14 protein-coding genes are annotated in these 18,112 nt (G+C 62.6%); 11 read left to right on the top strand and 3 right to left on the bottom strand.

The window, feature by feature from the left end:
- Positions 1 to 36: 36 nt before the first annotated feature.
- The 10 genes from tsaE (at position 37) to hslU (ending at position 13,182) form a co-directional block, all read left to right on the top strand.
- Complete coding sequence (tsaE, locus tag C2I35_RS08285; protein ID WP_103762581.1) at positions 37 to 510, top strand: tRNA (adenosine(37)-N6)-threonylcarbamoyltransferase complex ATPase subunit type 1 TsaE; 474 nt, start codon at positions 37 to 39, stop codon at positions 508 to 510.
- Positions 507 to 1,535 carry an aminoglycoside phosphotransferase family protein gene (locus C2I35_RS08290; protein ID WP_103762582.1) on the top strand — a complete coding sequence of 343 codons (1,029 nt, stop codon included), beginning with the start codon at positions 507 to 509 and terminating at the stop codon, positions 1,533 to 1,535. The genes tsaE and C2I35_RS08290 overlap by 4 nt, the downstream gene beginning before the upstream one ends.
- A complete protein-coding gene (locus tag C2I35_RS08295; protein WP_103762583.1) occupies positions 1,511 to 2,203 on the top strand; it encodes a nucleotidyltransferase family protein in 693 nt (230 codons plus the stop codon). Before C2I35_RS08290 ends, C2I35_RS08295 begins: the two co-directional genes overlap by 25 nt.
- Positions 2,196 to 5,144 carry a double-strand break repair protein AddB gene (addB, locus tag C2I35_RS08300; RefSeq protein ID WP_103762584.1) on the top strand — a complete coding sequence of 983 codons (2,949 nt, stop codon included), beginning with the start codon at positions 2,196 to 2,198 and terminating at the stop codon, positions 5,142 to 5,144. The genes C2I35_RS08295 and addB overlap by 8 nt, the downstream gene beginning before the upstream one ends.
- A complete protein-coding gene (gene addA / locus C2I35_RS08305; protein ID WP_103762585.1) occupies positions 5,138 to 8,497 on the top strand; it encodes a double-strand break repair helicase AddA in 3,360 nt (1,119 codons plus the stop codon). The genes addB and addA overlap by 7 nt, the downstream gene beginning before the upstream one ends.
- 58 nt (positions 8,498 to 8,555) lie before the next feature.
- Positions 8,556 to 8,876 carry a thioredoxin gene (gene trxA, locus C2I35_RS08310; protein WP_057795333.1) on the top strand — a complete coding sequence of 107 codons (321 nt, stop codon included), beginning with the start codon at positions 8,556 to 8,558 and terminating at the stop codon, positions 8,874 to 8,876.
- Positions 8,877 to 9,211: 335 nt separating this feature from the next.
- Positions 9,212 to 9,763 (top strand): ATP-dependent protease subunit HslV, encoded by a 552-nt coding sequence (gene hslV, locus C2I35_RS08315; RefSeq protein WP_057795335.1) that lies wholly within the window; start codon positions 9,212 to 9,214, stop codon positions 9,761 to 9,763.
- A 70-nt stretch (positions 9,764 to 9,833) separates the two neighbouring features.
- Positions 9,834 to 10,634, top strand: a complete 801-nt coding sequence (locus C2I35_RS08320) for an alpha/beta fold hydrolase (protein WP_103762586.1) — start codon at positions 9,834 to 9,836, stop codon at positions 10,632 to 10,634.
- 94 nt (positions 10,635 to 10,728) lie between these two features.
- Entirely contained in the window at positions 10,729 to 11,808 is a 1,080-nt protein-coding gene (locus tag C2I35_RS08325; protein WP_103762587.1) for a hypothetical protein, read from the top strand.
- A gap of 63 nt (positions 11,809 to 11,871) precedes the next feature.
- Positions 11,872 to 13,182 (top strand): ATP-dependent protease ATPase subunit HslU, encoded by a 1,311-nt coding sequence (gene hslU / locus C2I35_RS08330; RefSeq protein ID WP_103762588.1) that lies wholly within the window; start codon positions 11,872 to 11,874, stop codon positions 13,180 to 13,182.
- Between the two features lie 36 nt (positions 13,183 to 13,218).
- Here the strand turns inward: hslU and C2I35_RS08335 are convergent, their stop codons facing one another.
- Entirely contained in the window at positions 13,219 to 14,997 is a 1,779-nt protein-coding gene (locus C2I35_RS08335; RefSeq protein WP_103762589.1) for an ATP-dependent nuclease, read from the bottom strand.
- Between the two features lie 313 nt (positions 14,998 to 15,310).
- Between C2I35_RS08335 and C2I35_RS08340 the strand changes: the two genes are divergently transcribed.
- Positions 15,311 to 16,534, top strand: a complete 1,224-nt coding sequence (locus C2I35_RS08340; RefSeq protein ID WP_103762590.1) for an MFS transporter — start codon at positions 15,311 to 15,313, stop codon at positions 16,532 to 16,534.
- On the opposite strand, the gene C2I35_RS08345 is transcribed toward C2I35_RS08340, so the two are convergent.
- Both C2I35_RS08345 and mltA read right to left on the bottom strand, forming a co-directional pair.
- Positions 16,517 to 17,107: a Smr/MutS family protein gene (locus tag C2I35_RS08345; RefSeq protein WP_103762591.1), complete on the bottom strand. Its 591-nt coding sequence runs from the start codon at positions 17,105 to 17,107 to the stop codon at positions 16,517 to 16,519. The two genes, C2I35_RS08340 and C2I35_RS08345, sit on opposite strands and share 18 nt — an antisense overlap.
- A complete protein-coding gene (gene mltA / locus C2I35_RS08350) occupies positions 17,104 to 18,108 on the bottom strand; it encodes a murein transglycosylase A (protein ID WP_245890453.1) in 1,005 nt (334 codons plus the stop codon). The genes C2I35_RS08345 and mltA overlap by 4 nt, the downstream gene beginning before the upstream one ends.
- Positions 18,109 to 18,112: the final 4 nt, after the last annotated feature.

The raw sequence follows: 18,112 nt of genomic DNA on the forward strand, positions 1-18,112 counted from the left end.
TATTGCAGGTCAGACCCGGCGGTGTAGTGTCGTGCCATGCCCGCCCGCAGCCTGCACCTCACCCTTCGCGGCCCCGACGCCACCTCCACTCTGGCCCGGCGCATCGGGGCCGTCCTTCGGCCCGGCGACGTGCTGTTGCTCGACGGTCCGGTCGGCGCCGGAAAGACGCATTTCGCGCGCAGCCTGATCCAGTCTCTTCTGCCCGAACCCGAGGATGTGCCATCGCCCACCTTCACCCTCGTGCAGACTTATGACGGGGGCGTGTTCGAAATCTGGCATACCGATCTTTACCGTCTGTCCTCACCCGGCGAAGTGATCGAGCTTGGACTGCTGGAGGCCTTCGAGGACAGCGTCACGCTGATCGAGTGGCCCGACCGGCTTGGCGATCTTGCACCGGACCACGCGCTCTCGCTCGATTTCGCGCCGCATGACGACCCCGATCAGCGGGTTCTTGACATCACCTGGCGCGATCCGCGATGGGATGACCGGGCAGGGGAGTTTTCCACATGAGCGACCGCGACACACAGATCGGCGCCTTCATCGAGCGGGCAGGCTGGGGCGATGCGGTGGTCTCGTTTCTCGCGGGCGACGCCTCGAACCGGCGCTACCTGCGCCTGATCCGCCCGTCGAACGCGGAACGTGCCGTGCTGATGGATGCCCCCCCGGAAAAGGGCGAGGATGTGCGCCCCTTTGTCCGCATCGCTGACTACCTGGCAAGCATCAGCCTGAGCGCACCGCGCATTCTCGACCGCGACGAAGACGCCGGGTTCCTTTTGCTCGAGGACCTTGGCGATGCGCTGTTTGCCAGCATCATCCCGCGGAATCCGGACCTTGAAAACAGTCTCTATTCCACCGCGACGGACGTGCTTGTGCATCTGCACGCCCAGACCCCACCCGCCGGTCTCGCCACCTATGACGCGCCGACCGCCAGCGCCCTATCGTCCCTTATCTTCGACTGGTACATCCCCGGCGCAACGGACGATGCCGACACCTCCGCGCGATCCGACGTCGAGCGTTGCCTGCACGACCTGCTGGCCGAACATGCCGGCACTTGCGACGTCCTGATTCAACGCGACTACCACGCCCAAAACCTGCTGTGGCTGCCCGACCGCAAAAGCATCGCCCGCGTCGGGCTGCTCGACTTTCAGGATGCGATGCTGGGCCACCGCGCCTATGACCTCGTCTCGCTGTTGCAGGATGCCCGCCGCGACGTTCCGCCCGAATTGGAGCAGCGGATGCGCGACCGCTACGCGCTGCAGACCGGCCAGAACCCGGACGCGTTCGCGACCGCCTATGCCGTGCTTGGCGCCCAGCGCAACCTGCGCATCCTCGGCGTCTTTGCCCGGCTTTGCATCCGCGACGGCAAGGCGCATTACGTCGACCTGATCCCCCGGGTCTGGGGCCTTTTGCAGCGTGACCTTGCGCATCCGGCCCTTGCCCCGCTGCAGGCCATGCTGGCCGACCGACTGCCCGCGCCCGATCCTTCTCTCCTTGAAAAGCTGAAATCAAAATGCGCGACGCCCCTGACGCAGTGATGCTTTTTGCCGCCGGATTCGGCACGCGGATGGGTACGCTGACCGCGTCCCGGCCCAAGCCGCTTGTCGAGGTGGCGGGCAAGCCGCTCATCGACCACGCGCTCGATCTTGTCGGTGCCTTCGGGCCGGCGCGCACCGTGGTGAACACGCACTACCTGCCGAACCAGATCGCGGCCCACCTTGCCGGGCGGAATATCCAGATCTCGGACGAACAGCCCGATATCCTTGAAACCGGCGGCGGACTGCGAAAGGCGCTGCCGCTGCTTGGTGACACCCCGGTCTTTACCATGAACACCGATTCCGTCTGGTCCGGCCCCAACCCGCTGGCGCAGCTTGCCGCCGCGTGGAACCCGACACAGATGGACGCGCTTTTGCTCTGCATTCCGCGCGAAGACGCCATTGGCCATGCAGGCCCGGGCGACTTCGTGATCGAAACCGATGGCCGCGCCAGCCGTGGCCCGGGCGTCGTCTACACTGGCCTGCAGATCCTCAAGACCGACGGCCTCACCGAGATTCCCGAGCCTTCCTTTTCCCTCAATATTTTCTGGAACCGGATGCTGCGGGAGGGCCGCCTTCATGCCGTGACCTATCCCGGCAAATGGTGCGACGTCGGTACGCCCGAAGGTATCACGCTGGCCGAGGCCATGCTGCACAATGCCCATGTTTGAGCCGCTCGACACCCCGCGCGTCTTCGGCATGCCGCTTGGCGCGGACTTTCCCCGGGAGCTGGTGCGCGGCCTTCTGGCCGCGTATGACGGCCAGCCGCCCGAGGCGCTGGCGCGGGTGCATCTGATCGTCAACACCCGCCGCATGGCCCGGCGCATCCGGGCGCTGTTCGATCAGGGTCCGGCGCTGCTTCTACCGCGGATCAGCCTTGTCACCGATTTCGGCGAAACCCTGGGACTTGCCCATATCCCCGAGCCGATGCCGCCCCTGCGTCGGCGGCTGGAACTGATCACCGTGGTGTCCGCCCTGCTGGAACAGGAGCCCGATCTTGCGCCACGCGCCGCGCTGTACGATCTATCGGACAGCCTGGCCCGGCTGATGGACGAAATGCATGGCGAAGGCGTCGTGCCGGAGGACATCACCGCCATAGATACCGGCGATCAATCCGGTCACTGGGCGCGGATCAAGACGTTTCTGGGCATACTCAGTCCCTATTTCGAGGCCAGCGGCGACGCGCCCGATGTCGAAACGCGCCAGCGCCTCGTCATCGAGACCTATGCGCGGCTCTGGCAGGACCAACCGCCCGATCACCCGATCATCCTGGCGGGCTCCACCGGGTCCCGCGGCGCGACCCGGCTGTTGATGAAGACGGTCGCGCAACTGCCCCAAGGTGCCGTCGTGCTGCCGGGGTTCGATGTCGACCAGCCCGATCATGTCTGGGCACGACTGGACGATCCCCGCAACAGCGAGGATCACCCGCAGTTCCGGTTCGCACAGCTTCTGTCCGATCTGGACACCACGCCGTCTATTATCCGTCCCTGGCCCGGAACAGCGCCTGTTTCACCCGAGCGCAACCGCCTGATGTCTCTTGCCTTGCGGCCCGCGCCGGTGACCGACGAATGGCTGTCGCACGGGCCCTCGCTTGCAGGCGATATCGGTCCCGCCACCGAAGGGATCACCCTGCTGTCGGCCCCCTCGGCCCGGATGGAGGCGCTCTGCATCGCCATGCGCCTGCGCGAAGCGGTCGAACACGGACAGACCGCGGCGCTGATCACCCCCGACCGGACCCTGACGCGCCGTGTCGCGTCGGCGCTGGACCGTTGGGGCATACGGCCCGATGACAGCGCGGGCGTGCCGCTGCACCATTCCGCGCCGGGCCGGTTCCTGCGCCACGTGGCCGAGATGCTAAACGCGCCGCTGGATGCCGCGCAACTGCTGACGCTGTTGAAACACCCGCTGACCAACGCGGGCGACGCGCGCGGCATGCACCTGCGGCTGACGCGAGAGCTGGAACTGTACCTGCGCCGCGATGGACCGCCAGAGCCGGATCTGGAAACGCTCGACGCCTTTGCAGCCGGGTCCGACGATCCCTATCTTGACACCTGGCTTGCCTGGCTGCGCGCCTGCTTTTTCGGCAACGCCGCGCCAGAGGCGCGACCGCTGACCGCCATCGTGGACAGTCATATCACCCTGGCCGAGGCGATTTCTCGCGGGCCCGATGCGAACGCGCCGTTGCATCTGTGGGACGAGGACGCCGGCATCGAGGCCGAGAAATGCGTCTCTAACATTGCCGAAAACGCGCAGTATGCACAGGCGATGCAGGCGATCGACTATATCAACCTGTTTCACGCCGTCCTCTCGCGAGAGGTGGTCCGCAACCAGACCGGCACCGACCCGCGCGTCCTGATCTGGGGTACGCTGGAAGCGCGGGTGCAGGGTGCCGACCTGATGATCCTTGCCGGGCTGAACGAGGGAACATGGCCCGAGATCCCGCCGCGCGACCCGTGGCTGAACCGCGACATGCGGTGCCAGGCCGGCCTGTTGCTGCCCGAGCGGAATATCGGCCTGTCGGCCCATGATTTCCAGCAGGCCGCGACCGCCACGCCCGAGGTCTGGATCACGCGCTCGGTCCGGTCGGACGACGCCCAGACCGTGCCGTCGCGCTGGCTGAACCGTCTGACCAACCTGCTGAAAGGATTGCCGGAAGAGGGCGGAACCGACGCATTGGCGGCCATGACCTCGCGGGGCAACGACGCGCTGGCCCGCGCCGAAGCGCTCGAGGCCGTGACGCCCACCCCCTCGGCCCGTCGCCCTGCGCCGATTCCGCCGGTCCACACGCGGCCCAAAGAGCTTTCGGTGACACGGATCGAAAAGTTGATCCGTGATCCCTACGCGATCTATGCCGACAAGATCCTGCGCCTGCGCCCGCTCGATCCGCTGATGAAACTGCCCGATGCCCGCTTGCGCGGCGAGGTGCTGCACGATGTGCTGGAGCATGTCATCAAGGCCACGCTGGACGATCCCGACAGCCTGACACCTGCCTACCTGACACAGGAGACCGTCTCTGTTCTCGCCAAAAGCGTGCCTTGGGGCGAGGCGCGGGCACTTTGGCTTGCCCGGATCGCGCGTATCGCCGACTGGTTCATCGAGACCGAGGCGGGCCGCCGCGCGCTGGCCCGGCCCACCGCGTTCGAACAGATGGCGCGCGCGCAGGTCGAGCCGCTCGATTTCACCCTGACGGCCAAGGCAGACCGGATCGACATCGACACGGGCGGGCGTCTGCACATCTACGATTACAAGACCGGCGCGCCCCCCTCGCCAAAGTCGCAGAAGGCGTTCGAAAAGCAGCTTTTGCTCGAGGCCGCGCTGGCCGAACGCGCCGGGTTCGGGGAGCTGTCGCCCAGCCCTGTCGAAAGGGCGGTTTTCATCGGCCTGACGGGCGAGCCCAAACAGGTGCCCGCCCCACTGGAAGAGGCCCCGACCGGCCGGACATGGGCGGAACTCAAGGACCTGATCACCCGCTACATGGACCCTGGCCAGGGATACCTGTCACGCCGCGCGATGAAGACCAAGGACATGCCGGGTGACTACGATCAGCTGGCCCGCTTCGGCGAATGGGACATCACCGACGAGGCCGATCCGGAAAAGGTGGGCAAATGGTAGACGACGCCACCCAGCGCCAGATCGACGCCGCCCGCCCCGACCGCTCGACATGGCTGTCAGCCAATGCCGGATCGGGCAAGACCAAGGTCCTGACGGATCGGGTTGCACGGCTTCTTTTGGCTGGAACAGACCCGCAGAATATCCTTTGCCTGACCTACACCAAGGCCGCGGCGTCAGAGATGCAGAACCGCTTGTTCGACCGTTTGGGCGAATGGGCGATGCTACCCGATGACATTCTGGAAACACGCCTGACCGACCTGGGCATCGACGGCCCGATCACTCCCGAGCGCCTGCGCGAGGCGCGCCGCCTGTTCGCGGTGGCGATCGAAACGCCCGGCGGGCTGAAGATCCAGACGATCCACTCGTTCTGCTCCGCTCTCCTGCGGCGTTTCCCGCTCGAGGCCGGGGTCAGCCCGCAATTCACCGAGATGGAAGACCGCGCCGCCGCCCTCCTGCGCGCCGAAGTGGTCGAGAAAATCGCCAACGGCCCTGATGCGCAGGCGCTTTATGACCTTGCCGAGCACTACACCGGCGAGGACCTCGAAAGCCTGACGCAGGAGATCGTCGGCAAGCGGGATCGTCTGTCCAACCCGGTCAGTGAGGCCGATCTCTCGGCGCTCTTCGGGCTGAGGCCGGAGGAGTCTGCGCAGTCGCTCGTTACCTCTGTCTTCCTCGGGGGCGAAGCCCAGTTGATGGCCGACCTCCTGCCGATCCTGACCGCAGGCAGCACCAATGATGCGAAGGCGGCGGTCAAGCTGACGATGGCCGACATTCCCTCGCTTCAGGCGCTGCCGATCCTCGAGGATGTCTTTCTGACCGGCAGTAGTGCAAAATCGCCATTCTCGGCCAAGATAGGGTCTTTTCCAACCAAGGCCCTGCGCGAGGCAAACCCAGGCCTGACCGATGCACTGAATGCCCTGATGGTCCGGGTCGAAGAAGCCCGCGACACGCGCCTTGCCCTTCAGGCGCGGGAGACAGCGCGGATTCTGCACCGTTTCACGGGCATTTTCCTGCCCGCCTATGCCGCCGCCAAGGAGGCCCGCGGCATGCTGGATTTCGACGACCTGATCCTGCGCAGCCGTGACCTTCTGGACGATCCCAAGGTCGCCGACTGGGTCCTGTTCAAGCTGGACGGTGGCATTGACCATATCCTGGTCGACGAGGCGCAGGATACCAGCCCGGTGCAATGGACCCTGATCGAACGCCTGTCGCAGGAATTCACCAGCGGCACCGGCGCCCGCGCCGACCGGCAGCGGACGATCTTTGTCGTGGGCGACAAGAAACAGTCGATCTATTCGTTCCAGGGCGCCGATCCCGAAGGGTTCGACCGCATGAAGGAGGATTTCCGCACCAAGCTGGAGGTGACTGACGCGCCGCTGCAGGACATGGAGATGGAGTTTTCCTTCCGTTCCGCGCAGACCATCCTGTCACTGGTCGACGAAACCTTCCGCGGGCTCGATTCCAGCGGCTTTACCCAGCGCGAAAAGCACAAGGCGTTCCATGATGCGATGCCGGGTCGTGTCGACCTCTGGCCGCCGATCGAGAAGGAAGACGCCGAAGAGCCGCCGGAGTGGTACGACCCCGTCGATATCAAGGCCCCGGGCGACCCGGCTACCCGGCTTGCCGCGCAGATCGCACGCAATATCAAGGAGATGCTGGGCACGCCCTTGCCATCAAAGGAAGGAAACGCCGCGCGGGCCATCACGGAGGGCGATATCCTGATCCTCGTACAGCGCCGCTCCGGCCTCTTTCACGAGATCATCCGCGCCTGCAAATCCGAGGGGCTGAACGTCGCCGGGGCCGACCGCCTGCGCGTCGGCGCGGAACTGGCGGTGCGCGATGTCGCGGCGCTCTTGTCGTTTCTTGCGACGCCCGAGGACAGCCTGTCGCTCGCCACTGCCCTGCGCTCGCCGCTATTCGGGTGGAGCGAGGCACAGCTTTTCGACCTCGCCCATGACCGCCCGCACCGATATCTCTGGCAAACCCTGCGCGAGCGCGCGGCGGAGTATCCCGAAACGCTTGCCGTGGTGAACGACTTGCGCCGCGCCGCCGATTACCTGCGCCCCTATGACATGATAGAGCGAATCCTGACGCGGCACCAGGGGCGCGCCCGCCTTTTGTCACGGTTGGGGCCCGAGGCCGAGGACGGCATCGACGCGCTTCTGTCGCAGGCGATGGCCTATGAACGCAATGCGATCGACAGCCTGACGGGTTTCCTGGTCTGGATGGAAACCGACGACCTGGAAATCAAGCGCCAACTGGACAATGCCGGCAACCGCATTCGCGTCATGACCGCGCACGCGGCCAAGGGGCTGGAATCGGCCATCGTGATCCTGCCAGACAGTGCCAAGCGCGATCTACGGGTCGACGCCAAGCTGATCGGGGCAGGGGACACCGCACTGTGGCGGCCGCGCAAGGATGATCTGCCCACGGCCCTTCAGGCCATCGACACCGCCGAGCGCGATGCCCAATGGGCCGAGCGCGACCGCCTGCTTTATGTCGCCATGACCCGGGCCGAGCAATGGCTGATCGTCGCCGCGGCGGGTGATCTCGATAAGGAAGGGCGCGACTGGTACAGCAAGGTGCGGGGCGGAATGCTGCGATCCGACGCCGTCGAGCACGTGTTCGACGGCGGGCAGGGCTTGCGGCTGGAATCCGGGAATTGGGCCGGAACAGAGCTTGTATCGGCCCCGGTCGATCCCACGATCACGCCGTCCCTTCCCGCGTTCTTTCAGGATCACGCCAAGCCCGCGATGCGCGCTACTGAGACGCTTGCGCCGTCTGATCTTGGCGGCGACAAGGCCTTGCCGGGCGAGGCAGGGCTGGACGAGGACGCCGCCAAGCGCCGCGGCCGGCAAGTGCACCGCCTTTTGGAAATGCTGCCACAGCGCGACCAGGCCGACTGGGCCGGAACCGCCGAGTCTCTGCTCGCCCACGGACCGGACGCCGCAACGGGGCAGGAGCTTGCCCTGCTCCTTGCCGAGGCCGAACACGTCCTTGCGCAAGAGCCCCTGCGCTCCCTGTTTTCACCGCAGGCGCTGGCAGAGGTGGCAATTTCCGCCAATCTCGATGCGCTGGGTGGCCGCCGGATTCACGGCGCGATCGACCGCCTGGTCGTTACCCCGGAAAAAATCCTTGCCGTGGATTTCAAGACCAACGCCGTGGTCCCCAACGCGCCCGCCGACGTGCCCTCGGGACTTCTGCGGCAGATGGGCGCCTATGCCCATGCCCTGCAAGAAATTTATCCCGGCCGCACCATCGAGACCGCGCTGCTCTGGACCCGCACGGCGACCCTCATGCCGCTGCCACACGATCTTGTGACGCAGGCCTTGGCCGACACCCATATAGCTTGACGCTCCCTATCGCTCTACATAGGTTCGCTGTCGAACCTGAGCTCAAGGAGAAACCGAGATGGCCACCGTTGCCGTAACCGACGACACGTTCGATAGCGAAGTGAAGAACTCCGACATTCCCGTCGTGGTGGATTTCTGGGCCGAATGGTGCGGCCCCTGCAAACAGATCGGCCCGGCGCTGGAAGAGCTGTCCTCCGAGATGGACGGCAAGGTCAAGATCGCCAAGGTGAACGTGGACGAAAACCCCAACTCGCCCTCGCAGCTGGGCGTGCGCGGCATTCCGGCGCTGTTCATCTTCAAGAACGGCGAAGTGGTGTCGACCAAGACCGGCGCCGCGCCCAAGGCCGCGCTGCAAGGCTGGATCGAAGAGTCGATCTGAAGCTAATCGGATAAAACAGTCAAAGGGTCGCCCACTGGGCGGCCTTTTTTCGTTTAAGCACCATGCGCGGAACCAAGGCGCGGCCCTGCCGCGCCGCCGCGTATCGTCATGCGAGTAGCATGCCTTCGGCATGACGCCGCCCCCACGGCACGGCGATTGGGCTGGGCATGGCGCTCCGACCTAAACTTTCACGGACTTGGCTGAAATAAAACACCCAGGAACAACGGTAGATCGCCGCACCGCGGCCCGCCAATGCGCGGCTCCATTTGCCCACCCGGGTTGCCACTCCGCCCCGCGCCTTCCATATAGGTCCAAAGATCAAAGGAGCCCCGACCATGAGCGATTTCCCCGGCTGGCACGGCACAACCATCATCGGCGTCCGCAAGGGCGGGCAGGTCGTCGTCGCGGGCGACGGGCAGGTCAGCCTTGGCGATACCGTCATCAAGGGCACCGCCCGCAAGGTCCGCCGCATCAGCCCTGGTGGCTATGACGTGGTCGCCGGTTTCGCCGGCTCCACCGCCGACGCCTTCACCCTGCTGGAACGGCTGGAATCAAAACTCGAAGCGACCCCCGGCCAACTGCAACGTGCCTCCGTCGAACTGGCCAAGGACTGGCGCACCGACAAGTACCTGCAAAAGCTCGAGGCGATGCTGATCGTCACCGACGGCTCACAGCTTTACGTGATCACCGGCGCGGGCGACGTGCTGGAACCCGAACATGACGTGGCCGCCATCGGCTCGGGCGGGAACTACGCGCTGGCCGCCGCGCGCGGCATGATCGACAGCGACAGGTCCGCCGAACAGATTGCGCGGGATGCCATGGCCATCGCGTCGGACATCTGCGTCTACACCAACGGCAACCTGACCGTGGAATCCATCAGCGCCTGAGGACAAGGCGGAACATCACTGCCGCCCACCTCGTTCTCCTGACTGAAGTGCATCGCACGAGGAGGACTCCATGAGCTTGCATATCGAAGACACCGGCGGCAACGGCCAGCCGGTCATCCTGATCCACGGCTGGCCCCTGTCGGCAGAGGCATGGGAATACCAGGTTCCGGCGCTCAACCAGGCCGGCCACCGTGTCATTGCCTATGACCGTCGCGGCTTTGGCCGCTCGACCGCGCCCGACGACAAGTACGATTACGACACGCTCGCCGCCGATCTCGAAGAGATCATAAAGGAAAAGAACCTGAACGACGTCACACTCGTCGGCTTTTCCATGGGCGGCGGCGAGGTGGCCCGCTTCATCGGCAATCACGGCGAGGCACGGCTCAAAAGGGTGGTCTTCGCCGCTGCCGTTCCGCCCTGTCTGATGCAATCGGACGATAACCCCGACGGCCCACTGACCAAGGACGCCGCGCAGGAGTTCGAGGACAACCTGAAGGCAGATCGCGACGCGTTCTTTGAGGGATTCACCAAGGATTTCTTTTCGGCTGATGGCGACCTGAAGGTGACGGAGGAACAGCGGCAACAGGCACTTGACCTGTGCAAGCAGTCCACGCCGGAGGCCGCGCTTGGCTGCATGAAGGCTTGGGCCACGACCGATTTTCGCGATGATCTGGAGAAGATCACCGTGCCCACGCTGGTCCTGCACGGCACCGCCGACGGCATCGTGCCGATCGAAGGCTCCGGCCACCGCACCCACAAGATGGTTGCCCACAGCAGCCTGTGCGAGATCGAGGGCGCGCCGCATGGCTGCAACACGAGCCACGTGCAGGACTTCAACGCCGGGCTTCTGGATTTCCTCGGCAAGCACTGACCTGCCGAGCAGAGCCTTTCCACGTCAGAATGCTGCCTTTCTTTCGGCCAACAGGTCCTTTAGGGCTGGCGCGAAGACGACCCGAGGACCGCCCATGACCCTGACCCAGGACGACCTGCGCGCGGCCACTGCCGCCGGCATCATCGACGAGGCACAGGCCGCGCGCCTCAGCGCCCTGTCGCACGAACGCGCCGGCCGTATCGCACGGCGCGCGAACGAGGATGAACCGTTTGAGCTGTTTTCCGGCTTTGCCGAGATCTTCATCTCGCTGGGGCTGATCCTGCTGACCTCGGGTGCCGTAGCTTTCGCAGCCGCCGCGGGCGGTATTCTCTTTGTCATGGCGGCGCTCATCGCCGTCGGCTGGTTCGCCGCGCATTACTTCACGCTCAAACGCCGGATGAGCCTGCCGTCGATCGTGCTGGTCTGCACCTATGCCACCGGCGCGGGCGGGCTGATCGGCTATGTCCTCGACATGATCGGCCTCACCTCCGGCGCGTTGGCCGCCATCCTGCTGGGCCTCGGTGGCATGGCGTCGATCCTGTTGCATTACCGGCGCTTCCGCGTGCCGTTCTCGATGCTTCTCGTCGGCCTTTACGGCTTCATGACGATCTACGCGATCACCACCGAAACCAGCCCTGTCAACACATTGATGTCCGGCAGTTTCTGGAGCCTCTTCGACCTGCGCCAAGGTGGCTCACTGGCCCTCGGCACGCTGATCTTCGGCATCCTCGCCTTCATCTCCGGCATCTGGTTCGACATGCAGGACCCGCACCGCATCGGCCGCCGCGCCCGCTCGGCCTTCTGGCTGCACCTGCTGGCCGCGCCCGCGCTGGTGAACACCGTGATGATGACCGTCTACAACCTCGACGGCGCCCTCGGCACGATCCTCACCATCGTCGGCTTCCTGCTGGTCACCTGCCTTGCCCTCGTGATCGACCGCCGCTCGTTCCTGACCGCCGGCATGGGCTATCTCGCCGCCGTGATCTACTGGCTCTTCAGCATGGACGGCGGCGGCACGCAGCTTCCGCTCCTGATGCTGGTCATCGGCGCCTTCATCACCGGCCTCGGCACCTTCTGGACCCACCTGCGCGTCGCCCTCATGCGCGCCCTGCCCAACTTCCCCGGCAAGTCCCGCCTGCCGCCCTGGGACGACGTCACCGCAACCTCCGAATAACCGCACCTTGCGTTTCGGCCCCCCATGCTTACGTTCCCCGGTAACGCAATCACAGGACGCCCCATGACCGACCTCACCCCGCGCGAAATCGTCTCGGAACTCGACCGCTACATCATCGGCCAGAAGGACGCCAAGCGCGCCACCGCCGTCGCCCTGCGCAACCGCTGGCGCCGCAAGCAGCTCTCCGACGACCTGCGCGAGGAGGTCTACCCCAAGAACATCCTGATGATCGGCCCCACCGGCGTCGGCAAAACCGAAATCTCCCGCCGCCTGGCGAAACTCGCCCGCGCCCCCTTCATCAAGGTCGAGGCGACCAAGTTCACCGAGGTCGGCTATGTCGGCCGCGATGTCGAACAGATCATCCGCGACCTCGTCGACAGCTCCATCGCCCAGACCCGCGACTTCATGCGTGAAGACGTCAAATCCCGCGCCCACCAACAGGCCGAGGACCGCGTCATCGCCGCCATCGCCGGCGAGGATGCCCGCGAATCCACCCGCGAAATGTTCCGCAAGAAGCTCAAGGATGGCCTGCTCGACGACACCGAGATCGAACTCGACGTCGCCGACACCTCCAATCCCCTCGGCATGATGGACATCCCCGGCCAGCCCGGCGGCGGCCAGATGGGCATGATGAACCTGGGCGACATCTTCGGCAAGGCTTTCGGCGGCCGCACCACCCGCAAGAAGATGACCGTCCGCGAAAGCTACGACATCCTGATTTCCGAAGAGGCCGACAAACTGCTGGACGACGAAACCGTCAACCGCACCGCCCTTGAAGCGGTCGAGCAGAACGGCATCGTCTTCCTCGACGAGATCGACAAGGTCTGCGCCCGGCAAGAGGCCCGCGGCGGCGACGTCTCGCGCGAGGGGGTGCAGCGCGACCTGCTGCCCCTGATCGAGGGCACGACCGTCTCCACCAAGCATGGCCCGGTCAAGACCGACCACATCCTCTTCATCGCAAGCGGCGCCTTCCACATCGCCAAGCCGTCCGACCTCTTGCCCGAACTTCAGGGCCGCCTGCCCATCCGGGTCGAACTGCGCGCCCTGACCGAGGAAGATTTCGTGCGCATCCTGACCGAGACGGACAACGCCCTGACCCGCCAGTACTCCGCCCTCATGGGGACCGAGGAGGTCAACGTCGAATTCACCGAGGACGGCATCAAGGCCCTCGCCCGCATCGCGGCGGAGGTCAACCAGACCATCGAGAATATCGGCGCGCGCAGGCTCTATACCGTGATGGAACGCGTGTTCGAGGAACTCAGCTTCACCGCCCCCGACCGCGCTGGCGAGAAGGTCGTCGTGGACGAAGCCTTCGTGGACGCCAACCTGGGCCAGCTGATGAAGTCGACGGATTTGAGCAGGTATGTTTTGTGAGGGATTAAAGAAAGCCGCAGAAGGCATTGCTTGTGATCATGAGCTAGAAGCGAAATCATCTAGTTCTTGGAATAGAAGCTTGAGATCCGCCGGGACTTCATTGCCACTTATGCTCTGAATAATGCCAAATGGCGTGATGCTAATACCATCAATTTCTCGGAGTGTTTCATTCAAGTGGGATAGTGCACCTTTGCCAGGAACAAGCTCCAAGTACCTTTCGTTCCATTCCTCTTCAATGTACTGAAATACTTCCTGACTTATTGTTGCTTTATGAATTCCGCTTCTCACATCTCGTTCAAACTGTTCTCTCACAGCTGCATACTGTCCAGCGACGTAGCTCTTTGTGTCCTTCGAGTATTGATCAAGTGTCGCCTCGATGTCGCATGTGAACGACGCTTTTTTCGCTCCCCTGCGGATTTTGTCTTCTATGCGTTTGCGAGCGGCTTTCTCAATCGCAGAGGGTACAAGAAGGTAGTTCTCGATTTCCTTTCTTTCGAGAACATGAAAAAGATCGCAGGTGTCCTTTAGTTCCGTTGCAACATGGTCACACTCTTTTTGAGTCCTGAAATCTCTGTCAAAAATACAAGCGGACTTCGGCGTAAATCCTAGTGCTGTTGAGATGCCCTCCACGAGGTTTTTGACTTTCTGTGGGTTAAAACCTTTCGTTTGTACCACAGCAAAATCTCGGCGCGCAGCCAAGCTTGCGAAACCACACTTTTCGGCAAACTTCCCGAGTATTTGAAAATCGTGACCTTCTACAAAGACCACTTTCTTGGTTTTCGCAATTTGCGTCAGCACAGGGTTCAAATTAGAGCCTAGGGTCTGAAATACTCCAGAGAGCTGATCAGCGTTCTTGACTCGGGAAGCCGAATTTCGGCTTTTGTTCACAATTACAATTTCTCGAAACTCCGCTTCGGATAGGATTTCCGTGGAATGTGTAGCTATGAGAATATCTGCATCCAACTGTCTGAGTAGCGAGATCAACTGCCTTTGCAGATCTGAATGAAGATAGATATCGGGCTCATCAATTAGGAAAATCGAAACATCTTCTGATTGAATGATGTGTGTCAGCATCTGACACCAAACCTGAAAACCAAATCCCGCCCAACAAATTTCTCGGGCGCGCCTGTCTTCCGGGCAATACATGAACAATCGTGCCTTACCGTCGACCATTTCGGTTTCAGGCGGCTCAATATCCATGCCCGGCCAAGTGGCTTGTACTGCTCGTCTGAATTCTTCGAATTTATCTGGAAAGTGATGCCATATATTTCGAAAGTTCCGTGCAGCGCCGTAATTGAAGAGAGCAAGTCTAGCTGCTTCTTTTTCATAAAGTTGTTCGTGGTGATCTACCGGGCCAAGAATTGGAACAAACCCAATACGGCAATTGTACTGGGCTCGGAACATACTGGGTGTTGAGCATATTCGGCCATTATCTAATTCAGGTATCAGTACGCACGAACCTACCTCTGCGAAATACAGTTTTAGCCGATTCTTGTTAGAAAGCTTGAACTCGATGCTCGCGGCAGTTTGATCATCGTAATTATGAAAGATGTTTTCGTCCGCAACCGACAGTCCTCTTAGGTCTACCTTGTGACCGTACACTTGCCCTATCGGCCCCGTAACTATTTCGGCCTTGCGGAAACTGGCCCGTCTAAGTGCCGCAGCAAGAATTCGGAATGCTGCTAGAATTGTGGATTTCCCAGCATTATTTGGTCCGACGATAATATTGAACTGCTCAAAACGAATGGAAAATTTCGAAAAGGCCTTAAAGTTGTCGAGTTTTACTTCGACGAACCGATCTAGCTCTTTCTCCATATTTTCCTCAAACCTATAAAGTTCGTTTCGAGTGCTACAATCCGAGGTTGTTGCGGTCAAACCTTTCCAGCAACAAGATGAAAACCATTACTGTCGACTGCGAAACAGGTTGACCAACTCCGTAAACATCACCTTATGCCACCGCCCTCCCTCTTAACCCCAAAAACCCCAAAAATCGCACCGTCGGCATACCACCCGGATACCGACGTGATACCGACGTTCCGTTTTGGCCTGTCCGGGGGGCGTTAACGAATCAGATCGCACCCTCTGAATCCGCTTTTCTTCCCCCCGGTTTCGGGCCACGAAGGGGGCCATGCGGCTCCTCGATTTTCTCCGTGACAACCTCCCCTTCCTGTCGGCGGGTATGCTGCTGACCTTCCTAAGTTCTTTTGGACAAACGTTTTTTATCTCGCTCTTCGCCGGCGAGATTCGGGCCGCGTTCGATCTCAGCCACGGGCAATGGGGTGGCATCTACACGATCGGCACCACCGCCTCCGCCTTGGTCATGGTCTGGGCCGGCGGCCTCACGGATTTTTTTCGCGTCCGCACCCTCGCCCCTATCATACTGATATTACTTGCTTTTGCCTGCCTCTCCATGGCCTTCAACCCGGTCTGGTGGGGGTTGATCGCGGTTATTTTTGCCCTGCGTTTCACCGGCCAGGGCATGACCAGCCACCTCGCCGTCGTCGCCATGTCCCGCTGGTTCATCGCCACAAGGGGCAAGGCCCTGTCCATCGCCACCCTCGGCTTCGCCCTGGGCGAGGCCCTGTTACCCATTGTTTTCGTTGCACTTCTGGCGGTCTACGACTGGCACATGCTGTGGGTCGCCGCCGCCCTCATCGCCCTCTGCGGCGTCCCCGTCATCCACCGCCTCCTCCGCCTCGAACGCACCCCCCAGATGCTCGCCCAAACCGACCAATCCGTCGGCATGGAATCCCGCCACTGGACCCGCAATCAGGCCTTATTTCATTGGCTTTTCTGGTTCATGGTCCCTGCACTTTTAGGCCCCGCAGCCTTCAACACGGCCTTCTTTTTCCACCAGGTCCACTTCGCCGATTTGAAGGGCATCCCCCACGTCCAGCTGGTCGCCCTCTACCCGTTCTACACCGCCGTCGGCATCGTCGCGATGGTCCTGTCCGGCTGGGCCCTGGACCGCTGGGGAACCGCCAGGTTGATCCCGTTCTTCCAGCTTCCCATGGTCGCCGCCTTCGCGATTTTTGCCATATCCGACAATACCTTGACCCTGCTCGCAGGCCTGTTTTTCCTCGGCCTCACCACGGGTGCCAACACCACACTCCCCAACGCCTTCTGGGCCGAATTCTACGGCACCGCCCGCCTTGGTTCGATCAAGGCCATGGCCGCCGCTGTCATGGTCTTCGGCTCCGCCATCGGCCCCGGCCTGACCGGCATGGGCATCGATTTGGGGCTGGGATTGGAGAGCCAGTACCTCATTGTCGCAGGCTATTTCGTCTTCACCACCCTGATGATGACCATCGGCATCACACGGGCCAAACCCCTGCTACCGGTTGCGGCGTAGATACACGTAATACGCCCCGCCACCCCCATGCCGCACATGCGCCTGGGTGATCTGCAAAACCAACCCCGACAACGGTGCCGCGCCCAGCCATTGCGGTACCGCATGGCGCAATACACCATGCCTGGTAGGTATCGGGCCACCGGTATCGTTGTTCCTGCCCTTGCCGGTGATCACCAAAACCAGCCTTTTGCCCTGAGCCTGCGCCCGCAAGATAAAGCCGGTCAGGGCAGGCTGCGCCTGGGCGAGGGTCATACCGTGCAGGTCGATCCGGGCTTCCGGCTCGACCTTGCCGCGTTTCAGACGCGTGTTGGTGCGCTTGTCCATCTGCAGCGGTTGCCGGGCAAGGCGTTCGGGCAGGCCAGGCAAGGTATCGTGGCGATTGGACGGTGTACCGGCCTTTTGGCCGATTTCGAATTGCGGCAACTCGGGCTTGGTTCGCTCGGGCGATTTTCGGGTGGATGGCTGCAGCGAGCGAGGTCTGTCGCGGCTTTTCTCGGGGTCGAGCCTGTCCGCGGTCCGCGCCACCTGTTGCCAAAGTTTCAGTTCCTCCGGCGTGATGCGCCGACGGCTCAAAGGTTCGGCTCCGTCGCAGTGGCATAGGCGCGCTGGATCGGCAGAAGGACGACCATGCGACCGGGATCACGCAGGCGCCCGGCTTTGCGACCAGCATCATCGCCGGTGCCGATGAAGATATCCGCGCGCTGCGCCCCCTTGATGGCAGAGCCAGTGTCCTGCGCAATCATAAGCCTGCGGATCGGGCCGGCCCCCTCTTTCTCGATCCAGACCGGAGCGCCGAGCGGGACATAGGCCGGGTCCACAGCGACGGTGCGGCCCGCGGTGACGGACCGGTTCATCGCACCGAGCGGGCCCATGTGGGCGGGCACGGAATCGATCCGCCGGAAGAACACGTAGGAAGGGTTGTGCCATAGAAGTTCCTGACCGGCGACAGGATTGCGGCGGACCCAGTTCTTGATGACCTGAGCCGAAACCTGGTGGGCCTGGTAGATACCGCGGCGAACAAGCTCGGCCCCGATGGAGCGATATTCGTGGCCATTCGCCCCACCATAGCCCACGCGGATCTTTCGGCCATCGGGAAGGGTCACACGACCAGACCCCTGGATCTGCAAAAAGAACTTCTCGACCGGATCATCGACCCAGACAATCTCGAGCCCGCGGCCCTGCATGGCAACGCCTGCTTCGATTTCTCGACGAGACAACCAAGGTACGGCACCCTGAACCTCGGGTGGTTTGCGGTAGAGCGGGTAGCGAAATCGGCTCCCCGGTGACAAAGACCCGCTGAGTTCCGGCTCGAAATAGCCGGTAAAGAGCGCTTTTTTACCGTCCTCGATGAGAACAGGGCGGAAGAAGAGCTGAAAGAAATCCTTGGCGTTGGGCTTTTGCTGTGCGAGTGCACACAGGGCGCGCCAATCGGGATCATTGAGGTCGGGACAGGTCAGAAGAAAGGCTTCGAGCGCCTTCTCGTGATCATCGGCCTCCCAACCCTTCAGGTCGTCGAAGTCGAGAACAGTATGCGTCACTTCCTCTGCTCTGACGGCGATTGTGGCCATCAGCATAAGG

This window comes from Roseovarius confluentis, from assembly GCF_002917925.1.
Lineage (GTDB): Bacteria > Pseudomonadota > Alphaproteobacteria > Rhodobacterales > Rhodobacteraceae > Roseovarius > Roseovarius confluentis.

Coding starts and splice junctions, on each gene's coding strand:
- tsaE (WP_103762581.1), top strand. CDS start 37: ATGCCCGCCCGCAGCCTGCACCTCACCCTTCGCGGCCCCGACGCCACC.
- C2I35_RS08290 (WP_103762582.1), top strand. CDS start 507: ATGAGCGACCGCGACACACAGATCGGCGCCTTCATCGAGCGGGCAGGC.
- C2I35_RS08295 (WP_103762583.1), top strand. CDS start 1,511: ATGCGCGACGCCCCTGACGCAGTGATGCTTTTTGCCGCCGGATTCGGC.
- addB (WP_103762584.1), top strand. CDS start 2,196: ATGTTTGAGCCGCTCGACACCCCGCGCGTCTTCGGCATGCCGCTTGGC.
- addA (WP_103762585.1), top strand. CDS start 5,138: ATGGTAGACGACGCCACCCAGCGCCAGATCGACGCCGCCCGCCCCGAC.
- trxA (WP_057795333.1), top strand. CDS start 8,556: ATGGCCACCGTTGCCGTAACCGACGACACGTTCGATAGCGAAGTGAAG.
- hslV (WP_057795335.1), top strand. CDS start 9,212: ATGAGCGATTTCCCCGGCTGGCACGGCACAACCATCATCGGCGTCCGC.
- C2I35_RS08320 (WP_103762586.1), top strand. CDS start 9,834: ATGAGCTTGCATATCGAAGACACCGGCGGCAACGGCCAGCCGGTCATC.
- C2I35_RS08325 (WP_103762587.1), top strand. CDS start 10,729: ATGACCCTGACCCAGGACGACCTGCGCGCGGCCACTGCCGCCGGCATC.
- hslU (WP_103762588.1), top strand. CDS start 11,872: ATGACCGACCTCACCCCGCGCGAAATCGTCTCGGAACTCGACCGCTAC.
- C2I35_RS08335 (WP_103762589.1), bottom strand. CDS start 14,997: ATGGAGAAAGAGCTAGATCGGTTCGTCGAAGTAAAACTCGACAACTTT.
- C2I35_RS08340 (WP_103762590.1), top strand. CDS start 15,311: ATGCGGCTCCTCGATTTTCTCCGTGACAACCTCCCCTTCCTGTCGGCG.
- mltA (WP_245890453.1), bottom strand. CDS start 18,108: ATGCTGATGGCCACAATCGCCGTCAGAGCAGAGGAAGTGACGCATACT.